This is a genomic window from Pseudomonas sp. LF020, from assembly GCF_053456425.1.
The window spans coordinates 133,372-153,716 of the sequence record NZ_JBRFIX010000008.1 but is presented as its reverse complement, the minus strand read 5'-3'; the positions used below and the strand labels follow the sequence as shown (position 1 = coordinate 153,716).

8 protein-coding genes and 1 pseudogene are annotated in these 20,345 nt (G+C 61.1%); 5 read left to right on the top strand and 4 right to left on the bottom strand.

Going from position 1 to position 20,345, the window contains the following annotated elements:
* The first annotated feature begins 25 nt into the window (after positions 1 to 25).
* Positions 26 to 919, top strand: a complete 894-nt coding sequence (locus tag ACU680_RS19540; protein WP_007956593.1) for a LysR family transcriptional regulator — start codon at positions 26 to 28, stop codon at positions 917 to 919.
* Positions 920 to 924: 5 nt separating this feature from the next.
* On the top strand, positions 925 to 1,521 hold the full coding sequence (locus ACU680_RS19535) for a tRNA-uridine aminocarboxypropyltransferase (RefSeq protein WP_448180290.1): 597 nt from the start codon (positions 925 to 927) through the stop codon (positions 1,519 to 1,521).
* Positions 1,522 to 1,665: 144 nt separating this feature from the next.
* Here the strand turns inward: ACU680_RS19535 and ACU680_RS19530 are convergent, their stop codons facing one another.
* The 3 genes from ACU680_RS19530 to ACU680_RS19520 all read right to left on the bottom strand — a co-directional run bounded on the left by ACU680_RS19530 (position 1,666) and on the right by ACU680_RS19520 (position 6,880).
* Positions 1,666 to 3,027, bottom strand: a complete 1,362-nt coding sequence (locus ACU680_RS19530) for an HlyD family type I secretion periplasmic adaptor subunit (RefSeq protein WP_367083744.1) — start codon at positions 3,025 to 3,027, stop codon at positions 1,666 to 1,668.
* A 173-nt stretch (positions 3,028 to 3,200) separates the two neighbouring features.
* Positions 3,201 to 5,363 carry a type I secretion system permease/ATPase gene (locus tag ACU680_RS19525; protein WP_448180289.1) on the bottom strand — a complete coding sequence of 721 codons (2,163 nt, stop codon included), beginning with the start codon at positions 5,361 to 5,363 and terminating at the stop codon, positions 3,201 to 3,203.
* Positions 5,364 to 5,521: 158 nt separating this feature from the next.
* Positions 5,522 to 6,880 (bottom strand): TolC family outer membrane protein, encoded by a 1,359-nt coding sequence (locus ACU680_RS19520; protein WP_007962570.1) that lies wholly within the window; start codon positions 6,878 to 6,880, stop codon positions 5,522 to 5,524.
* A gap of 532 nt (positions 6,881 to 7,412) precedes the next feature.
* Here ACU680_RS19520 and ACU680_RS19515 point away from each other — a divergent pair.
* From ACU680_RS19515 to ACU680_RS19505, 3 genes are all read left to right on the top strand, one after another.
* On the top strand, positions 7,413 to 16,757 hold the full coding sequence (locus ACU680_RS19515) for a retention module-containing protein (protein ID WP_448180288.1): 9,345 nt from the start codon (positions 7,413 to 7,415) through the stop codon (positions 16,755 to 16,757).
* A 745-nt stretch (positions 16,758 to 17,502) separates the two neighbouring features.
* Complete coding sequence (locus tag ACU680_RS19510; RefSeq protein ID WP_448180287.1) at positions 17,503 to 17,874, top strand: DUF6124 family protein; 372 nt, start codon at positions 17,503 to 17,505, stop codon at positions 17,872 to 17,874.
* Between the two features lie 140 nt (positions 17,875 to 18,014).
* Positions 18,015 to 18,374 carry a DUF6124 family protein gene (locus ACU680_RS19505; RefSeq protein WP_448180286.1) on the top strand — a complete coding sequence of 120 codons (360 nt, stop codon included), beginning with the start codon at positions 18,015 to 18,017 and terminating at the stop codon, positions 18,372 to 18,374.
* 225 nt (positions 18,375 to 18,599) lie between these two features.
* Here the strand turns inward: ACU680_RS19505 and ACU680_RS19500 are convergent.
* A pseudogene (locus tag ACU680_RS19500) lies at positions 18,600 to 20,345 on the bottom strand (hypothetical protein); the annotation flags it as partial.

Here is a 20,345-nt window from a genome sequence, read left to right as displayed (position 1 = left end):
GTGATCCTTGTTTGTGGAGTACCTGATGGCCAACGCTTTACCCGACCTGAAACTATTGCGCATCTTCGTCAGCGTGGTCCGGCATCAGGGCTTTGCCAATGCGCAGCAGGAACTCAACCTGTCGACCTCGGCGATCAGCACTTACATGAGCCAGCTCGAAGCGGCGCTCGGTCTGGTGCTGTGTCATCGCGGGCGCGGCGGGTTCAGCCTGACCAGCAAGGGCGAGCTGTTCCATCAGGAAACCCTGCGCCTGCTCGCCGAACTCGAAGGTTTCGAGCAATACGCCGCCGCGCTCAAGGGCGAACTGCGTGGCACGCTCAACCTCGGGGTGATCGACTCCACCGTCAGCGACAAGGCCTTGCCGTTCGCCGAAGCCATTGGCGCCTACAGTCAGGAACACCCGGCGGTGCATTTGCACCTGTCGGTGATGAGCCCCTACGAACTGCAACTCGGTGTGCAGGACAACCGTCTCGACTTGGCGATCGGCGCGTTTTCCACGCGCATGAGCGGTCTGGTGTACATGCCGCTGTACCGCGAGCAGCACTGGCTGTATTGCAGCAGCCGGCATCCGCTGTTCAACGAGCGGCGGATCCCCGAGCAGGTCATCACACAGCAACGCATGGTCGGCCGTGGTTACTGGAGCCAGGCGGAACTGGCGCGCCATGGTTTCAAGCACAGCGCGGCGACTGTGGAAAGTATGGAGGCGCAACTGATTCTGGTGCTGTCCGGCGCCTACATCGGTTACCTGCCGGAGCACTACGCCCAGGCCTGGGCTGACAAGGGCGACTTGCGCGTGTTGCTGCCGGCAACTTTCGGTTATCAGGCACCGTTCTCGATGATCATGCGTCGTGGCCGCAGCCGCGAACCGCTGATCCAGACCTTCCGTGATCTGCTCAAAGCTCAGCTCAATCAGGCCTGAAGAATATGTCCAGACCCCAATGCCCGCGCTGCCTGCGCCCACAAACCCATTGCCTGTGCCCGCTGATCCCGCGCCTCGACAGCCGCACCCGCATCCTGCTGCTGCAGCATCCGAGCGAGGTCAATCACGCGCTCAACACCGCAAGGTTGGCGGCGCTGGGTTTGGCCAATGCCGAGCTGATTGTGGGGGAGGTGTTCGAGGATTTGCCGGCGTTGTTGAACCGACCCGGTTATCAGGCGCGGTTGCTGTTTCCCGCTGACGATGCGCAGCCGATGCAGGCTTACCGCGAATCCGATGAGCCGCTGCTGTTGGTGGTGCCGGACGGCACCTGGCGCAAGGCGCGCAAGATGCTCCACCTCAATCCGCTGCTGGCGGCGTTGCCGCGGGTGACGCTGGCGCAGGGCGGGGTGTCGCGTTACCGGTTGCGCAAGGCGCCGGGGCCGGGGGCGTTGTCGACGATTGAGGCGATTGTGCAGGCGCTGGAAACCCTTGAGGCGCCGACGACTTTTTCGCCGTTACTGAAGCCGTTCGAGGCGTTGATCGAGGGGCAGATTGCGGCGATGGGGGCGGAGGTTTTTCAGCGTAATCATGGCGACAGATAAGTGTTGGCAGTACTGGCCTCATCGCTGGCAAGCCAGCTCCCACAGGTTCTGAGGTGTTCGCAGATTTTGTGTTCGACACGGACACTGTGGGAGCTGGCTTGCCAGCGATGAGGCCAGCCAATTCACCACAAAATCCAGACATTTCTACCGCTCCCGCATCGCCTCAGTCCGGGCTTTCAGCACCGGTTTAAGCAGGTAATCCAGCACACTTTTCTCCCCGGTAATAATGTCCACCGTCGCCACCATCCCCGGGATGATCAGCAGCGGTTTCACATCGCCGCCCAAGTGGTTTTTATCGGTGCGCACCTGAATCAGGTAGAAGCTGTTGCCCTTGTCATCGGTGATGGTGTCGGCGCCGATCAACTCCAGTTTCGCGCTCAGGCCGCCATAGATCGTGTAGTCATAGGCACTGAACTTGACCATGGCTTTCTGGCCCGGATGGAGGAACGCGACGTCTTGCGGACGGACCTTGGCTTCGATCAGCAGGTTGTCTTCCAGCGGCACGATTTCCACCATGTCGCTGCCTGGCTGCACCACGCCGCCGATGGTGTTGACCTTGAGTTGCTTGATCACTCCGTGCACCGGCGAAGTCACGGTGGTGCGGCTGACGCGGTCGTCGATGGCGATGCTCGACGCGGTGATTTTCGACAGGTCGGTTCGCTTCTGATTGAGGTCCTTGGCGGCGTCGGAACGGAAAGTCTGTTCCGATTCGTCGATCTTGCTCTTGATCTCGTTGATTGCCGATTCCGCCCGTGGGATCGCCAGGGTCGTTGCGTTCAGTGAGCCGCGAATTTCCACCGCGCTGCGTTTCAGTCGCAGGATCTCCACCGGCGACACCGCGCCAGTGCCGACCAGCGGCGCCGACATGTTCATCTCTTGCTGCAGCAGCGCCAGGCTGGAGCTGTACTGGCCTTGCTTGGAGCGAAACTCCGCCAGCTCCTGAGTCTTCTGCCGCAGTTGTTCGGTGAGGGTGCGTTGCTCACTGGCCAGACGGCGTTGGCGCTGGTCATACAGCGCGCGCTCGTCTTCGGCGACCTGTGGCGCCTTGGCGATCACTTCGTCAGACAGCTTGAACGGACGGCCCTCGGCTTCGGCGGAAAGGCGTTCGACTTGCGCGGTCAGAGCGTAACGGTCTGCCTCGCTCTCACCCTTGTTCGACAGAAACCGCGTGTCATCCAGGCGCAACAGCTTGTCACCCTTGTTCACCATCTGTCCTTCACGGACAAAGATCTCGGTGACGATCCCGCCCTCAAGGTTCTGGATCACCTGGACCTTGCTCGACGGAATCGCCTTGCCTTCGCCCATGGTCACTTCTTCGAGCACGGCGAACTTGGCCCAGACCAGCGCACTGATCAACAGCGCTGCCGCCAGCCACACGGTGATTCGCGACCAGCGCGGCGAATCCTGCAATGCCGCGCCGGCGGTTTCCGGCATGAACTCGGCTTCGGCGCTTTTGCCGAAACTGTCGAAGTAGCCGCGTGATTTGCTATCTGAAGCTGCAGACATGGGGCGATACCCCTCACTCAAGAGAAACAGGTCAACACAATCCTTGTGGCGAGGGAGCTTGCTCCCGCTTGGGTGCGCAGCGCCCACAAGATCTTTGGGGCTGCTTCGCAACCCAGCGGGAGCAAGCTCCCTCGCCACAGACAGTAGGTGGCCGCAGGTTTATGTTGCATCGACTAAACCGCCGCCGAGCCAACGCGGCCCTTGCGCAGTGCATCGATGACCGCTTCTTTCGGGCCGTCGGCGACGACCCGGCCGTTGTCCAGTACCAGCAGCCGGTCCACCAGGCTCAGCATCGAGGTGCGGTGGGTGACCAGCAGCAGCGTCTTGCCTTGCACCCAGCCGTGGAGCTTCTGGCGCAGCAGGTCTTCGCTGCTGTTGTCCATGGCGCTGGTGGGTTCGTCGAGCAGCATGATCGGTGGGTCGAGCAGCAACGCCCGAGCGAGTAAAACGGCCTGGCGCTGGCCGCCGGAAAGTAGCTGGCCGCGCTCGCCTACCGGCCGGTCGAAGCCTTGCGGATGCTGGCGGGCCAGTTCAGTGACGCCGGTCAGTTCGGCGACTTCGAGCATGCGTGAATCGCTGATGTAGCGGGCGCCGAGGGTCAGGTTGTCGCGCAGGCTGCCGGCCAAAAGCGGCAGGTCGTGGGCGACATACCCGATCTGCTGGCGCAGGTCGGCGACATCCAGTTGCCGCAGGTCGAGACCGTCGAGCAGCAACTGGCCTTCCTCGGGTTCATAGAAGCCCATCACCAGCCGCGCCAGGGTGCTTTTGCCGGAGCCGCTGCGGCCGATGATGCCGATCCGCTCGCCGGGTTGCATGCTGAAGCTGACGTTGCTCAGCGCCGGCGCGTTCTGGCCGTTGTAGTGGAAGGTCACGCCACTGACGTCCAGCGCACCTTGCAGTTGCGTGCGTTCCAGTGGCCGCTGCTTACCGTCGCGTTCCTGGGGCAGGCCCATCAGCGCGTCGGTGCTTTTCATGGTCAGTTGCGCTTGCTGGTAGCGGGTGATCAGCCCGGCGATTTGTCCCAATGGCGCGAGCACCCGGCTGCCGAGCATGTAGCTGGCGACCAGCGCACCGACGCTGAGGTTGCCGGCGATGATGCTGTAGACCCCGGCGACAATCGTCGCCATCCCGGAAAACTGCTGGATGAACAGCGTGCCGTTGGTCGCCAGCGCCGAAAGATTGCGCGCATGGCTGTCGAGGCGGGTGAGGGCGCCGTGGGTGCTTTCCCATTTGTGCTGGCGCTCGCTTTCGGCGCTGCAGGCCTTGAGGGTTTCCAGGCCGCCGAGGGTTTCGATCAGCAGCGCCTGCCGTTCGGCACCCAGGCTCAGGCTCTTCTGCACGGTGTCGCGCAGGCGCACCTGAATCGCCAGGGCAAAAATGATCGTGAGCGGAAACGCCAGCAGCGGAATCACCACCAGCCAGCCGCCCAGCAGGCCGATCACCACCAGCATCAACACCACAAAGGGCAGGTCGATCAGGCTGGTCAGGGTCACGGCGGTGAGGAATTCGCGCAGGCCCTGAAAGTCATGAATGCTCTGGGCGAAACCGCCGATGGTCGCCGGCCGCGCTTTCATTGCCATGCCGGTGATGCGCTCGAATAAAGTCGCGGAAAGGATCACATCGGTTTTCTTGCCGGCGGTGTCCAGCAGGTGCGCGCGCACCACCCGCAACACCAGTTCGAAACCGGTGCCGATCAGCAGGCCGATCGCCAACACCCACAGGGTCGAGGTGGCCTGATTCGGCACCACGCGGTCGTAGGTCTGCATGACGAACAGCGGCACCATCAGGCCCAGCAGGTTGATCAGGAAACTGGCAAGGATCGCGTCGCTGTACAGCCATTTCGACAGCTTCAGCGTGTCGCGAAACCAGGCGTGCACCCGCGGCACCAGCGGTGAACGCAAGTCTTCGAGTTCGTGGCGCGGACGGGCGAACAAGGCCTGGCCGCTGTAGTGTTCGGCGAGTTCTTCGCGCTCGACCCATTGCTCGCCACCATCGGCTTCGCTGGGCAGGATCAGCGCCTTGCCGTCATCGGCAAAACGCCGCAGGACGGCGGTGCGCCCATCCTTGAGCAGCAACAGGATCGGCAGATTCAGCGTAGAAATATCCTTCAGCTCGCGGCGCAACAAACGCGCCTGCAAACCGGCCCGGGCCGCTGCGCGGGGCAGCAGGTCCAGACTCAGGCGTTGCTTGTTCAGGGGCAGCCCGGCACTCAGGCTGGCACGACTGACCGTCGCGCCATGCAGTTTGCAGAGGATCAACAGACCGTCGAGCAACGGGTCATCGAAGCTCAGCCGCGGATCGATCCCGGTGTGTCCGCCTTCGGCCATGCTGGTCATATTGATCGCCCCTGTAATGACTGGTCCAACCTTGTGGCGAGGGGATTTATCCCCGATGGCTGCGCAGCAGCCCCATGGAACTCATTGCTGCTCAAATCTTTGGGGTCACTGCGCAACCCAGCGGGAGCAAGCTCCCTCGCCACAATGGATCGTGGGACTTACTTCAGCTCAGGCAGGCGTGCTTCGTTTTTGACTTCGGTCGCTGCGATCGCATCCGCCGGCAGAACCACCCGTTGCTTGCTCAGCAACTGGCCCATGTTCGCCAGCACGCGGTACATCGAATATTCCTCGGTGTAGCGGATTTCGGTGTAGCGGCGGTTAGCGTTGTAGAGCTCGTTTTCACTGTCGAGCAAGTCGAGCAGGGTGCGTTGTCCGAGGCCGAACTGATCCTGATACGCCGCGCGTACACGCTTGGTGGTCTCGGCGTATTCGCGGGCGGTCGGGGTCTGCTTGTTCGCGTTGACCATGGCGTTCCACGCCAGGTGAATGTTCTCGTTCAACTGGCGCAGGGCGTTGTTGCGAATGTCCATCGCCTGGTTGATCTGGTGCGCATCGGACGCCAGACGGGCCTTGTCGCTGCCGCCGCGGAACAGGTTGTAATTCATGATCACGCCGACGCGCCATTCGTTGTCGTGGCCTTCATCGCCTTGCACGTTGTTGTTCGCACCCACCGCCGCTTCGGCGTCGAAACGCGGGTAGAACGGCGATTTGGCGACTTCGTACTGGCTCTCGGCTGACTGCACGTCCGCCTGCGCGGATTTCAGGTACGGGTTGTTCTCGACCATGCTCTGCTGGGCTTCCGGCAGGCTGGTGGGGATTTCGCCGCGAGTCGACGGTGGCGCTTCCAGCTCATCGGGCATGCGTCCGACCACGGCGTAGAAGTTCGATTCGGCATCCGCCAGATCGACCTCGGCAGTGTCGAGGTTGTTTTGCGCCAGCGCCTTACGGGCCACCGATTGATCGGAGTCGGCGGTGCTGCCGATGCCGCGCTGGGTGCGCAGGCCGATCTGGTCATTCACGCGCAAGTGCGCTTGCAGGTTGTTCCTGGCCAGGGTCACCAGTTCACGGCGCTTGAGCACTTCGAGGTAGACCTCGATCGTGCGCAGGGCCAGATCCTGAGCGGTGCCCTGTGCGTAATAGGCGCGCGAGTTGGACACGCCCTTGGTGCGCTCGACCTCGTTGGCGGTGTTGAAGCCGTCGAAGATCATCTGCCGCAGGCGCAGTTCCGACTGGGTGTAATTGAGGATTTCGGTGTGGTGATTACCGAAAGCCCGGGTATTGGTGTTGTCGCTGTAACCGCGCCCGTAAGCGGCATTCAAATCGACGGACGGATAGAAGCCACCCTTGGCCACTTTCACCTGTTCATCGGCGGACAGTTTGGCGTCCACGCGCGAGGCGAGATCCGGGTGGGTGGCGATGGTGCTTTGAATCGCTTCGGTCAGGTTCATGGCCTGGGCTTGGGAAGTGCAAGCCATGGCCAGCAAAACCGCGCTGCAGAGGGGGGTTAAAACGCGCATGGGGTGCATCTCCCTGGTCCTGATGGTGCGTTACTGTCGCCAAATATTTGACGATAATTTGAGGTGTAAGCGTTTCACTCTTGTAACAACAGAGCTAAGAACATCCTGAAGCGTAGCTAAGAAAAAATTTTCATAAGGCTTATGCCGAAAAAAACTTATGCGCTTGGCCAAAACCGGCACATTGTTCAGAGCGAAAGCCTTTGTTTTATGCGCTTTAGGGAGCACAAAAAGGCTTGAGGAAAGTTCCACTCACTTTGCGACATACGGCGAAGTACTGCTGAAGGGGAGGGACGCGTAGCGGCAAACGAGCGACAGATTTTTGTCACTCAGGTGATTCACCACCGTTACGTAGCGTTAGTGGGCCAACCGCATCGATCAGGACTCCGAAGTGCTTGAAAGCACTGAAGTTTCCTTTTTTGCGCAACCTGCGAAACGAACTGTCGAGGTGCGAGCGTCACCCCGGCAACCCGCTTGAGCCATGGGCTGCTTCGCGAACCAGTGCCGACGGTGGTCGGCAGCGGAGGAATTTCACATGGCAACGCTCATCGGGATCGTCACTAAAGTCATTGGTCAGGTTTTTGCGCAGGGCACCGACGGCACTCGCCGCGCCCTGGTCGAGGGCGACCGCTTGTTTGCCGGCGATCAAGTGATCACCGGGGCAGAAGGTGCCGTCGCCATTCATCTGCAAAATGGTCACGAGTTGACCTTGGGCCGCGACAGCAGCATGACCCTGTCCGGGCAACTGCTGGCCAATCAGGCGGTGCATGTCGATTCCCCTGAAGCGCTGACCCCCAGCGAAGCACAACTGACGGACGTCGAGCAGATTCAGAAAGCCATCGCTGCCGGCGAAGACCCGACCAAAGCGGCAGAGGCCACCGCCGCCGGCCCGAATGCACCGGGCGGCGTGCCGGGTGAGTTGGGTGGCGGTCACAGTTTTGTGCTGCTGACGGAAGTCGGTGGGCGTGTGGACCCGGTGATCGGCTTCCCGACTGCCGGTTTCAACGGTATTCCCGAGTTTCCCGAAGAGCGCCATAACGTCGTCATCGACAATGGCGACAACACGCCAATCGTGCCGCCGCCGGTCAACAATCCGGTGACCCTCAGTGGCCTTGCCGTGCCTGGCGGTGAGCTGACCCTCAACGAAGCCAACCTGCCTGCCGGCTCCTCCGCCAACCCCGGCGCGCTGACCCAGAGCGGCAGCTTTACGGTGTCGGCGCCGGATGGCCTGAGCAGCCTGAACATCGGCGGCATCAACGTGATCAGCGGTGGCGTGGCGGCGGGTTTTCCGCAGTCGATCACCACACAACTGGGCAACACCCTGACCATCACCGGCTACAACGCCGCGACCGGAGTCGTCAGCTACAGCTACACCCTCAACGGCAACGACGCCCATCCGGCCGGTGACGGTGCCAACAGCCTCAGCGAACATTTCACCGTCACTGCTGGCGACAGCAATGGCGACAGCGCCACCGGCTCGCTCGACGTCAACATCATCGACGACGTGCCCAAAGCGGTGAATGACAGTAACGCCAACACCGCCTCGGAAACCCTGCTGACCCTGACCGGCAACGTGCTGACCAACGACGTGCAAGGCGCCGACCGTGTACCCACCGGCCCGGTCACCGCCGGTACGTTCACCGGCACCTACGGCACCCTGGAACTGCACACTGACGGCACTTACACCTACACGCTCAACACCACCGACGCAGACTTCAAAAACCTGCACGGCGGTGGCAATGGCACCGAAACCTTCACCTACACCATCACCGATTCGGACGGCGATACCAGCACTGCGAATCTGGTTTTGCAGATTCACAACAACGACGATCCGGTGCTGATCAATGGCTTGAACGTCGATGGTGGCGAGCTGACGGTCTATGAGAAAAACCTCGGCACTGGCAGCGAGCCGGATTCCAACGCACTGACCCAAAGCGGCACGTTCACCATTACTGCACTGGACGGCGTCACTACGCTGACCGTCGGCGGTATTGCCGTGGTGACCAACGGCGTGGCCGCAGGCTTCCCGCAATCGGTTACCACGCCATTGGGCAGCACGCTGACCATCACCGGTTTCAATGCGACCACCGGGGTAGTGAGTTACAGCTACACCCTCGATCACAATGACGCGCATCCGACCGGCAACGGTGCCAATACCCTGCCTGAGCAATTTGCTGTCACCGTGGTGGACGACAACGGCACGACTGCCAATGCGACCCTTGACGTCAATGTGGTCGATGACCTGCCTAAAGCCGTGAACGACAGCAACACCGGCACTGCCTCGGAAACCAATCTGACCCTGACCGGCAACGTCCTGACCAACGACGTACAAGGCGCCGACCGCGTACCGACCGGCCCGGTTACCGCCGGTACGTTCACCGGCACCTACGGCACGCTGGAACTGCACACTGACGGCACTTACACCTACACGCTCAACCCGACCGACGCAGACTTCAAAAACCTGCACGGCGGCGGTAATGGCACCGAAACCTTCACCTACACCATCACCGATTCGGACGGTGATACCAGCACTGCGAATCTGGTGTTGCAGATCCATAACAACGACGATCCAGTGATCATCAGCGGCCTGGATGTGAACGGCGGCGAACTGACTGTCTACGAGAAAAACCTCGGTACCGGTAGTGCGCCTGATGCCAATGCACTGACCCAAAGCGGCACGTTCACCATTACTGCACTGGACGGCGTTACTACGCTGACCGTCGGCGGTATTGCCGTGGTGACCAACGGCGTGGCCGCAGGCTTCCCGCAATCGGTTACCACGCCATTGGGCAGCACGCTGACCATCACCGGTTTCAATGCGACCACCGGGGTAGTGAGTTACAGCTACACCCTCGATCACAATGACGCGCATCCGACCGGCAACGGTGCCAATACCCTGCCTGAGCAATTTGCTGTCACCGTGGTGGACGACAACGGCACGACTGCCAATGCGACCCTTGACGTCAATGTGGTCGATGACCTGCCTAAAGCCGTGAACGACAGCAACACCGGCACTGCCTCGGAAACCAATCTGACCCTGACCGGCAACGTCCTGACCAACGACGTACAAGGCGCCGACCGCGTACCGACCGGCCCGGTTACCGCCGGTACGTTCACCGGCACCTACGGCACCCTCGAACTTCATACCGACGGCACCTATACCTACACGCTGAACACCACCGACGCCGACTTCAAGAACCTGCACGGCGGCGGCAACGGCACTGAAAATTTCACCTACACCATCACCGATTCGGACGGCGATACCAGCACCGCCAATCTGGTGCTGCAGATCCACAACAACGACGATCCGGTGATCATCAGTGGCCTCGACGTAAACGGCGGCGAGCTGACGGTTTACGAAAAAAACCTCAGCACCGGTAGCGCGCCTGATGCCAGTGCGCTGACTCAAAGTGGCACGTTTACGATCACCGCTCTGGACGGCGTCACCACGCTGACCGTCGGCGGCATTGCGGTGGTCACCAACGGCGTAGCCGCAGGCTTCCCGCAATCGGTCACCACACCGCTCGGCAGCACGCTGACCATCACCGGTTTCAACGCCACTACGGGTGTTGTGAGTTACAGCTACACGTTGGATCACAACGACGCCCACCCAACCGCCAACGGCGCCAACAACCTGCCCGAGCAGTTCGCCGTCACCGTAGTGGACGACAACGGCACCACCGCTAACGCAACCCTCGATGTGAACATCATCGACGACCTGCCAAAAGCCGTGAACGACAGCAACGCCAATACCGCGTCAGAGACCAATCTGACCCTCACCGGCAATGTGCTGACCAACGATGTTCAGGGCGCCGACCGCGTGCCCACCGGCCCGGTTACCGCCGGTACGTTCACCGGCACCTACGGCACCCTCGAACTTCATACCGACGGCACCTATACCTACACGCTGAACACCACCGACGCCGACTTCAAGAACCTGCACGGCGGCGGCAACGGCACTGAAAATTTCACCTACACCATCACCGATTCGGACGGCGATACCAGCACCGCCAACCTCGTCCTGCAGATCCACAACAACAACGATCCGGTGATCATCAGCGGCCTGGATGTAAACGGCGGCGAACTCACCGTCTACGAGAAAAATCTCAGCGACGGCAGTGCGCCTGATGCTAACGCGCTGACCCAGAGCGGCACCTTCACCATCACCGCTCTGGACGGCGTCACCACGCTCACGGTCGGTGGCATCGCGGTCGTCACGAACGGCGTCGCAGCAGGTTTCCCGCAATCCGTCACCACACCGCTCGGCAGTACGCTGACCATCACCGGTTTCAACACCACCACCGGTGTCGTCAGCTACAGCTACACCCTGGTCGACAACGAAGCACACCCAACCGCCAACGGCGCCAACAACCTGCCCGAGCAGTTCGCCGTCACCGTAGTGGACGACAACGGCACCACTGCCAACGCCACCCTCGACGTCAACATCATCGACGACCTGCCAAAAGCAGTGAACGACAGCAACGCCACCACCGCGTCGGAAAGCCAGTTGACCCTGACCGGCAACGTCCTGACCAACGACGTGCAAGGCGCCGACCGCGTACCGACAGGCCCGGTCACCGCCGGCACGTTCACCGGCACCTACGGCACCCTGGAACTGCACACTGACGGCACTTACACCTACACGCTCAATACCAACGACGCCGACTTCAAAAACCTGCACGGCGGCGGCAACGGCACTGAAAATTTCACCTACACCCTCACCGATTCGGACGGCGATACCAGCACCGCGAATCTGGTTCTGCAGATCCACAACAACGACGATCCGGTGATCCTTAACGGTCTCGACGTCAATGGCGGCGAACTCACTGTCTACGAGAAAAACCTCAGCGACGGCACCAGTCCCGATGTACCGGCGCTGACTCAGAGCGGCACCTTCACGGTAACGGCCCTCGACGGCTTGCAAACCCTGACCGTGGGCGGCATTAATGTCGTCACTGGTGGCGTGGCCGCAGGCTTCCCGCAATCGGTCGTCACGCCGCTGGGCAGCACGCTGACCATTACCGGCTACAACGCGGCGACCGGCGTGGTCAGCTACAGCTACACCCTGGTCGAAAACGAAACCCATCCCAACGGCAACGGCGCCAACAGCATCACCGAGAACTTCAACGTGGTGGCGACTGACACCGATGGCAGCACCGCCAGCGGCCAGATCAACGTCAACATCATCGATGACCTGCCGAGCGCGCATGCCGATTCCGCCTCGGTGGCGGAGGGCGGTACCGTCAGCGGCAACGTGCTCGACAATGACATCGGCGGCGCCGACGGCCCGGCGGTGACCGGCGCGGTGGTCGGTGTGCGGGCAGGTTCCGACACCTCGACCTCGGCCATCGGCGGCCTCAACAGCAACATCAATGGCACCTACGGTTACCTGACGCTGGACGCCAACGGCAACGCGGTCTATCACAGCAACCCCAATGCCGTGAACGGCCCCGGTGCGGTGGATGTGTTCACCTACACCGTGCGCGATTCCGATGGCGATGAAAGCACCACCACCATCACCATCGATGTCGCCAACAGCAAGCTGAATGCGACCAGCGATACCGACGTCACCGTCTACGAAAAAGCCCTCGACCTGACCAAGGACGGCGCCGATCTGGCCCCCGGTACGGTCATCGGCAGCGATCCGACCAGCACCGGTGAAACCGCCTCCGGCACGCTGGTCGGTTCGGTCACCGGTGCGGTCGGCGCCATCAGCTATGCGCTGGTCGGCAGTGCCACCGGCAACTACGGACAGATCGTGCTCAACCCCAACGGCACTTACACCTACACCCTGACCTCACCCGCGACCACCACGCCGCATGCCGACGACGGGGCCAATACCCTGACTGAAACCTTCACCTATCAGGCCACCGATTCGCTGGGCAATGTGGTCACCAGCACCATCGTCGTCAGCATCGTCGATGACGTGCCCAAGGCGATGAACGACAGTAACGCCACCAGCGCCTCGGAAACCCAGCTGACCCTGACCGGCAACGTGCTGACTAACGACGTGCAAGGCGCCGATGTGGTCGCCACCGGTCCGAATGCCGGGCCGATCACTGCCGGTACGTTCACCGGGACTTACGGCACGCTGGTGCTCAATGCCAACGGCACTTACACCTACACGCTCAACCCGGCTGATGCCGATTTCAAGGCACTGCACGGCGGTGGAAACGGCACCGAGACATTCACCTACACGCTCACCGATGCCGATGGTGATACCAGCACCGCCAACCTGGTGCTGAACATCCACAACAATGACGATCCGGTGGTGCTCAACGGCCTCGACGTCAATGGCGGCGAACTCACCGTCTACGAGAAAAACCTCAGTGACGGCACCAGCCCCAACACCCCGGCGCTGACCCAGAGCGGTACGTTCACCGTCACGGCCCTGGATGGCCTGCAAACCCTCACCGTCGGTGGCATTGCCGTCGTGACCAACGGGGTCGCCGCAGGCTTCCCGCAATCGGTGGTGTCGCCGCTGGGCAGCACGTTCACCATCACCGGTTACAACCCGGCGACCGGCGTGGTCAGCTACAGCTACACCCTGGTGGACAACGAAAACCACCCGACCGGTAACGGCGCCAACAGCCTCACCGAAAACTTCAACGTGGTCGCGACTGACACCGATGGCAGTACCGCCAGCGGCCAGATCAACGTCAACATCATCGATGACCTGCCGACCGCCAAGGCCGACACCGGCTCGGTGGCGGAGGGCGGCACGGTCAATATCAGCGTGCTCGGCAACGACGTCACCGGCGCCGATGGCGCAGCGGCAGGCGGGGCAGTGGTCGGCGTGCGCGCCGGCAGCAACACCGCGACCTCGGCGATCGGCGGCCTCAACAGCAACATCAATGGCACCTACGGTTACCTGACCCTCGACGCGGCAGGCAACGCCATCTACCACAGCAACCCGAACTCGGTGAGCCCGCCGGGCGCCACCGACACCTTCACCTACACCATCCGCGACGGTGATGGCGACGAAAGCACCACCACCATCACCATCAATGTCGCCGACAGCAAACTGGTGGCGTCGGTGGATCAGGACGTCACGGTCTACGAAAAAGCCCTCGACCTGACCAAGGACGGCCAGGATCTGGCCCCCGGCACGGTCACCGGCAGCGACCCGAGCAACACCGGCGAAACCGCCAGCGGCACCCTGGTCGGCGCGGTCACCGGCGGCAGCGGGGCGCTCACCTACACCCTGGTCGGCAGTGCCACTGGCACTTACGGGCAGATCCAGCTCAACGCCGACGGTACCTACACTTACACCCTGACCTCGGCACCGAAAACCACACCGAACGCCAACGACGGCGCCAACACCCTGAGCGAAAGCTTCACCTACAAAGCCACCGATGCGCTGGGTAACAGCACCACCAGCACGATCGTGGTCAATATCGTCGACGACGTGCCCAAAGCCGTGGCGTCGGATCGCTCGGTGGCGGCGGTGGAGATCGATTCCAACCTGCTGATCGTCCTCGACATCTCCGGCAGTATGGCCGACGCCTCCGGTGTGCCGGGGCTGTCACGGCTGGCGCTGGCCAAGCAGGCCATCAGTGCCTTGCTCGATAAATACGATGACCTCGGTGATGTGAAGGTGCAGCTCGTCACCTTCAGCAGTAATGCCACTGACCGGACTTCGGTGTGGGTCGATGTGGCGACGGCCAAGTCCATACTCGCCGGCCTCACCGCCGGTGGCGGTACCAACTACGACGCCGCCGTGGCGGTGATGCAGACCGCGTTCAACACCTCGGGGAAACTCACCGGGGCGCAGAACGTCGGCTACTTCTTCTCCGACGGCAAACCCAACGAGGGCGACATCAACGCTGCTGACGAAGCCGCGCTGAAAAACTTCCTCGATGCCAACAACATCAAGAACTACGCGATCGGTCTGGGCAGCGGCGTGAGTAACGCCAACCTCGACCCGCTGGCCTATGACGGCATCAGCCACACCAACACCAACGCGGTGGTGGTCACCGATCTCAATCAGCTCAACTCGGTGCTGTCGGGCACCGTCGAAGGCGCCCCGGTCACCGGTTCGCTGCTGGGCGAGGGCGGTACGTTCGGCGCCGATGGCGGTTTCATCAAATCCATCGTGGTCGACGGCACCACCTACACCTATGACCCGAGCGCCAACAGCGGTCAGGGTTCGTTGATTGCATCCGGCGGCACCAACCACGGCACGTTCAACACCGTGAACAACACGATCAGCATCGCCACCAACAACAGCGGCACGCTGGTGATCAACCTCGACACCGGTGACTACAGCTACACCTCGCAGAAAACCACGACCACGGTGATCACCGAGAACATCGGCTTCACCCTCAGCGACAACGACGGCGACCTCGCCAGCTCGACGTTGACCGTGAAAGTCATCCCCAACTCGCCACCGGTGGCGACGGACGACCACGTCATCACCAACGTGCTGTCGAGCAACATCACCGTGCCAGGCGAACTGTTGCTGGTCAACGACACCGATCCGGACGGTGACCCGCTCAACGCTTCGCCGACCAGCTTCAACACCGGTTGGGTGGCCAAGGGCGCGGACTTTACCGGTACCGGTGCGATCAACTTCGCCGGCACCGGCAACACCGCGGCCAACCAGGCCCTGGCCGACGTGCGCAACGCGTTCGCCGCCAACACCGCCGCGATGACCGCCGTGCTGGTGGTCAGCGGTTACCTCGGTGCGGTGACCAACGCCAATGCCAACGATGAAGACCTGATCACCGTCAAACTGAAACAGGGCGAGACGCTGAACCTGGATCACAACCTCGCGGCCGGCCACGTCACGATGGAGTACTCGGTCAACGGCGGCGCGTTCGTCAGCATCGCCGATGGCGGCACCATCACCGCCAGTGCCGATGGCACCTACCAGATTCACGTGACCAACATCAGCAACACCAGCGGCAGCAATCCGACGGCCGCGGAAAACTACCAACTGACCATGACGGTCAACTACGCCGGCGCCCACGACGTGACGCCGGACTTCCACGGCACCTATACCGCCAATGACAACCATGGCGGCAGCGACACCGCCAACGTCAGCATCACCTATCAGGATGGCCACACCCTCACCGGCACGGCCGGGGATGACATTCTGGTGGCCGGCACCGGCAATAACATCCTCAATGGCGGCGACGGCAACGACGTACTGACCGCCGGTTCCGGCAACAACGAGATGCACGGCGGTGCGGGCAACGACTTGCTCTACAGCGGCCCAGGCAACGACATTCTCGACGGCGGCACCGGCATCGACACGGTCAGCTATGCCCACGCCACCGCCGGGGTCACGGTCAACCTCGGCCTGCTCGGTGCGCAAAACACCCTCGGCGCCGGCACCGACACGATCAGCAACATCGAAAATCTGGTCGGCTCGAACTTCAACGACACCCTGACCGGCGACAACAATAACAACGTGATCAACGGCGGCCTGGGCAACGACATCCTCAACGGTGGCGGTGGCGATGACCTGCTGATCGGTGGTATGGGCAACAACACCCTGACCGGCGGGCCGGGCGCGGACACCTTCCAGTACCTCAAGGGCAACAGCGGCCACGACACCATCACCGATTTCACTCCCGGCACCGACAAGCTCGACCTGTCGCAACTGCTGCAAGGTGAAAACGGCACCACGGCGTCGCTCGACGACTACCTGCACTTCACCGTCACCGGCAGCGGCGCTTCTGTCCTTACCAGCATCGACGTCAGCGCCCTGGCCGGCGCCACGCCGAACCAGACCATCGACCTGGCCGGCGTCAACCTTGCCAGCCACTACGGCGTGACGCCGGGGGCGGGTGGGGTGGTGGCCGGCGGGCACGACACGGCGACGATCATCAGCGGGATGCTCAATGATCATTCACTGAAGGTGGACACGGTGTGATCAAGGCCTGAAACGACAAAACCCGCCGCTCCGGTTGATCGGGGCGGCGGGTTTTTTCTGTCTGACGCAATGTGTTGCCGGCGAATCAGCCTTCGCGAGCAAGCCCGCTCCACATCTGAATGCACCCAATCTCCCTGTAGGAGCTGCCGCAGGCTGCGATCTTTTGCCATTGCTGTTTTCGTCATCAAACAAGATCAAAAGATCGCAGCCTCGTTGCACTCGACAGCTCCTACAGAGGAGGGGGGCCAGCCTGCGAGCCGACCAATACCCGACTGGATGCACCCATTCCAACTGTGGGAGCCAGCCTGCTGGCGATAGCGGCCTGGCAAACAACATCAACATCGCGGGTGAATTATTCGGCCACTGTCTGCACGTAAACGTAACTAGCATGAGCATGTTTAAAGTACACGAACCGTTACGCCATAACGGCTACAACGCCTTGCGCCGTTACCTACGCGTACGCCAGAATCCGCCGGCTTACACGGCTATGGGCCGGGCTATATCGTTTGCCTGTCACTGAAAATCAGTGATCGGGTTTGGTAGCCCGTCTTGAATTGTCGTTCTTGCGACACCTCCAAATGCTGCCTCTTATTGAGAACGGCTTTGTATGGTGGTCATGCGTGGGGCTCATTCGTGAGCGCCGGGTTTTGCCAATTCGACCGGTCTACCAACCCGCGCATGGCCGCCACCCATCGTTTGGTAGCGAGGGGTGATGGCTCCCATTTTTCAAATTGGAGCTTCATCTATGTTCAAAGCCACACCCACCCCCCCAAACACCTCGATCCCGTACGACCCAGCGCTCGACCCGCAGAAGATAAAAGCGGCAACCGACCGCGCCATCAACTTCTACCTCAACCCCGGCGCACTGAAGATTTCGATCCCTACAGCCTCGTCACGCCAGTCGAGCAGAATCTTCCTCATCGACCCCACCGTGGACGAAGAAACCTTGCTCGTCGAAGCCTGCGAATCTCTGGCCGCCGCCAGCGACATGGCCCGCGATATCGGCGACACCGTCGACCACTCACAGCGCCGGGCCATGCTGATGCTGCATCAGGTGATCATGCTCAGTGAACTGATGGTCAACCGGGTACTGGACGGCCGCCGCGTGCCGAACTAACTGCCCGGTCCCCTGTAGGAGCTGCCGAAGGCTGCGATCTTTTGATCTTGATCTTTAAAAGCAACATCAAAAGATCGCAGCCTGCGGCAGCTCCTACAGGCCATCATTCTTCCAAAGTGCCTTGATCGGAGTTCCAGCTGATGCCCGAAACCCCACCCAAACCGCCGGCCACAGACCCGCTATCACCCTACGAATCCCTCAACTCCAGAAAACTCCACGAAGCCGCCGAACGCGCCCTCGACCACTACCTCGCACCCGCGCAAATCATGGCAACGCCCTACACCCCCAGCAGCATGTTCATGGTCAACCCGCAAACCGACACCGAATCCCTACTGGCCAACGCCTGCGAATCCCTGGCCTCGGCCACGGTCATGCTCGGTGATTTCGCCGGGACGCTGGAAGGGTCCAGTCGCAATACGGCGCTGGGCATTGCGCAGGTGGTGATGCTGGGGGAGTTGGCCGTGAATCAGGCGCTGGATAACGTGGTGCCCAAGGAATAGCCGACAGCAGTTCTGGCCTCATCGCGAGCAGGCTCACTCCTACATGGGATTTGCGTTAGTCACTGCTTAAGTGCCCGGCAAAGATCCCTTCTAGGCGTCGCGATTGCCATTAAATAAATCTGTCCCTTATCTGCTGTTGGAACAGTGATTTCCTCTGACTTCAAGTTCTGAGGGCACCAGCTGTTCACCGGCGCCCCTTCATCGGTGTGAGTGTTAGATAAGTTCTTAGCTTTTGAATGTGACTCTGGAGAAGCTAAAATTATAAGCACCCTCGTTCCCGAAATACCCAGTCAACACGAACTTGAGTGTATTGAATGCTTGGCCGTTATCTGGGGTGACGTCTCTCTCATAAAATTCTTCTTTCGGAGTACCTTCGAAATACACAGTTGAGTCCACCTTAATATCGTCTTGCAGAAACTCAAGCTCGATGCGGACGGGAAGAAGTATGCCAATGTAACCGTTGATTTTCGCACTCTTGGCACTCCCTTTTTTCAGTGTTAAAGAGTACGCAAGTTTGTATGAAGCATCCCACGCATGGACAGTGGCAAAAAGGCCCCATATCGGCTCAGAAGGTACATTAAAGCCCTGGTAACCCCCCCCGATGTTTGTATTCAACGTTGCTTTGGTGTGCGTCCCCTCGAGGGAATCCCCTGGGTTGACGATGTGTATGTTTTTTGGATATGACTGAAAGTCTTCAACGAGGTCAACGAGGGCGGCCACAGTCAACTTCCACTCCCCCGACTCCGTCCCGCTGCCATACAACGCCTTGGCCTTGAACACATGCTCCGTAGTTGTCAGCCCGGTCAGTTCAACCGACCAGTCACCTTTGTTATCAGCCCTGACCTTTTTGCCAGTGGAGATGGCACCGTCGTAAATCTCCACCTCAAGAAAGGTGTTCGCCGTCCCCGTCAGGCGGATACGGGTGTCAGGAGTGCTTCCACCATTGCTGATTGGCTGCCCTTTGGAGTCCTGCGCGGCGGTGATGGCCGGCGTCACGCCATTCAACGCCGTCAAACGCCAGAGGTTAGACGTCGGGTTGTTCGCGTATTGGCCAACGGCCTTTAAGGTGTGCAGCACGTTCAGTGCTAACCCGCTGACGGTACGGGTCCAGATCCCGTCGGGTCCAGCTTCCGCGAGGCCCTTGGAGATCGTGCCGAGGAAAACTTCCACCTTCTGACCGATAGGTGCGGAGCCGGTGAGTGTGACGCTGGTGTGCACGGTATGACCGTTATCGGGAATGTTCCAGTTGCTCTGATCTTTTACTGAGGTGATGGTCAGTGTGGTATTGGCCGTCACCGTCAACGTCCACGGCGTGGATACCTGCCCAGCGCCATACAGCGCGGTGGCGGTGAAGCTGTGAGCTGCCACGCTCAAGCCTGTCATGGTCAGTTCCCACAGGCCGGTCGTCAGGTTAACCGTGGCTTCACCTTTGACGGTGTCGCCATCCTTGATCTGGACTTTCTGCCCTTTGGCGCCGGCCCCTGACGCCGTGACCGTGGTATCGACGGTGGTCCCACCTTTGGCAATCGCTGCCCCTTTGGAGTCTAGGGTCTTGGTAATGGTCGGTGCGGTATTGGCCGTCACCGTCAACGTCCACGGCGTGGATACCTGGCCAGCGCCATACAGCCCGGTGGCGGTGAAACTGTGAGCGGTCACGCTCAAGCCTGTCATGGTCAGTTCCCACAGGCCGGTCGTCAGGTTAACCGTGGCTTCACCTTTGACGGTGGTGCCATCCTTGATCTGGACTTTCTGACCTTTGGCGCCGGCCCCTGACAGCTTGACCGTGGTATCGACGGTGCTTCCGCCTTTGGCAATCGGTACCCCTTTGGAGTCTACGGCCTGGGTAATGGTCGGTGCGGTATTGGCCGTCACCGTCAACGTCCACGGCGTGGATACCTGGCCAGCGCCATACAGCCCGGTGGCGGTGAAACTGTGAGCGGTCACGCTCAAGCCTGTCATGGTCAGTTCCCA